Raw genomic sequence first — 1860 nt, 5'->3', positions numbered from 1 at the left:
ATCAACCCACTACAGTTGACAAAGAGCCCATTTTTCATCTCAATAGAGCCTTTTTTACTCTTCTCTTTTTAAAAAACGCAGACTTTCATCAATCCATTCTGATAATTTATCATTTAAAGGTTTGAAACCTGTCCGATGACGATTACTTGAAAAGCGATGCCGATGCATCATTTGGTGGCGGTCTTCCTCCAAAGTCCTCATTGAGAGACTTGCTTTTTGCGTATATTCATCAACATCCAAGACCTGCACAGTAACATCTTGACCAATCGATAAACACTTGTGAATGTTATCAATAAATCCTGTTTTTATCTCAGAGATATGAATTAAACCTGTCGTGTCGTTTTCTAATTGGACAAAAGCACCATAGGGCTTTATACCTGTGATGGTCCCCTTGAGTTTATCTCCAATATTCATTAATCCACAACCTCAATTGATTCAATAATGACATCATCAAGTGGTTTATCTTGCGCACCTGTTTCAACAGCTGCAATCTTATCTAAAATATCATAAGAAGCTTGGTCTATTATGTGCCCAAAAACCGTATGACGACGATCTAAATGTGGCGTCCCCCCATTTTCGGCATAACGCTCAGCAATAGTTTCTGGCCATCCTCCACGAGCCAATTCCTTAGCACTATAAGGGAAGCTTACATTTTGAACGACAAAGAACTGACTACCATTAGTATTAGGACCAGCATTTGCCATTGAAAGTGCCCCACGAAGATTATAAAGTTCCTCTGAAAACTCATCTTCAAAGCTCTCTCCATAAATCGATTGTCCTCCCATACCAGTTCCAGTTGGGTCACCACCTTGAATCATGAAATCCTTAATAATACGATGGAAAATAATGCCATCATAGTAACCTCCTTTTGCTAAACCTACAAAGTTAGCAACTGTTTTGGGAGCTTGTTCTGGGAATAATTTAATCACTAAATCACCATGATTTGTTTTTATTGTTGCAACAGGGCCTTCTACATTTTCTAAATCCAACTGTGGGAAGTGTAATTCTTTTTCTACCAAACCTAATTCCTCCAAGGCATGTAAAATGCCATCTTCTTCTACTTTACCAGTAACATAATCTGCCTTCTCTTTTAATTCTGAAACAGCATTACCCATGGCGATCTTAAGACCAACGTGGTCAAACATCTCCATATCGTTTGGTCCATCACCAAAGAATAAGACATTTTCTGGTTTTAGGCCTTCTTTTTCCAAAACGTAATCCAATCCAGAAGCTTTTGAAATCCCCAGCTTCACTGTATCGGATGAGTGCACATGCCATGGTACCAAACGCACCTGTTGCGCTAGTTCATCAGGCAACACAAGCTCTGAATTATTCTCGGCAAAGGTCCACATGTGATAAACATCGTTATTCAGATGAAAATCCGGTTCAACATCTAGGCGTCCATATACAGGAATCATAGCATCATCAATTAACTCTTTACGGGCTGATACCACTGGCTTTTCTTTCCCTGCAAAACCATAGTCAATCCCAATTTTTTGGCACCATACGACAAAAGACTCTATAATCGTTTTATCTAATGGTAAATTAGCCACTTCTTCACCTTTTCGATCAATGACATAAGTCCCATTAATCGTGACAAAATAATCAGGTTCTAGCTCGCGAATTTCTGGAACCACACCATAAATTGCACGACCACTAGCAATACCTGTTAAAATCCCCTTTTTTTTCAAAGATTTGAAAACATTTGTTATCGACTGAGGCATATAACCTGTATCTTTAATACGTAGTGTATCATCAATATCAAAGAAAACTGCTTTTATCTTTTTGGCCTTATATTTCGTTTTGATATCCATTCTTTCCCCTTACTAAAAATACTATACACTCGTGGTACTAGTTAAC

The 1860-nt window shown here is 38.2% G+C and carries 2 protein-coding genes; both read right to left on the bottom strand.

Annotated elements, in window-relative coordinates:
• Nucleotides 1-54 precede the first annotated feature (54 nt).
• On the bottom strand, nt 55-414 hold the full coding sequence (locus tag ACMZ6U_RS10235; protein ID WP_416108320.1) for a S1 RNA-binding domain-containing protein: 360 nt from the start codon (nt 412-414) through the stop codon (nt 55-57).
• Nucleotides 414-1814, bottom strand: a complete 1401-nt coding sequence (locus ACMZ6U_RS10230; RefSeq protein ID WP_416108319.1) for a Cof-type HAD-IIB family hydrolase — start codon at nt 1812-1814, stop codon at nt 414-416. Before ACMZ6U_RS10230 ends, ACMZ6U_RS10235 begins: the two co-directional genes overlap by 1 nt.
• Between the last annotated feature and the right edge of the window lie 46 nt (nt 1815-1860).

It is taken from the genome of Streptococcus pluranimalium (genome assembly GCF_047785745.1).
Classification (GTDB): Bacteria; Bacillota; Bacilli; order Lactobacillales; family Streptococcaceae; genus Streptococcus; species Streptococcus pluranimalium_B.
Note: the sequence above shows the minus strand (reverse complement) of the source record. Positions and strands in the feature narration are given on the sequence as shown.

Excerpts from the sequence above, each read along its gene's own strand:
- ACMZ6U_RS10230 (WP_416108319.1), bottom strand. The coding sequence starts at position 1,814 with ATGGATATCAAAACGAAATATAAGGCCAAAAAGATAAAAGCAGTTTTC.
- ACMZ6U_RS10235 (WP_416108320.1), bottom strand. The coding sequence starts at position 414 with ATGAATATTGGAGATAAACTCAAGGGGACCATCACAGGTATAAAGCCC.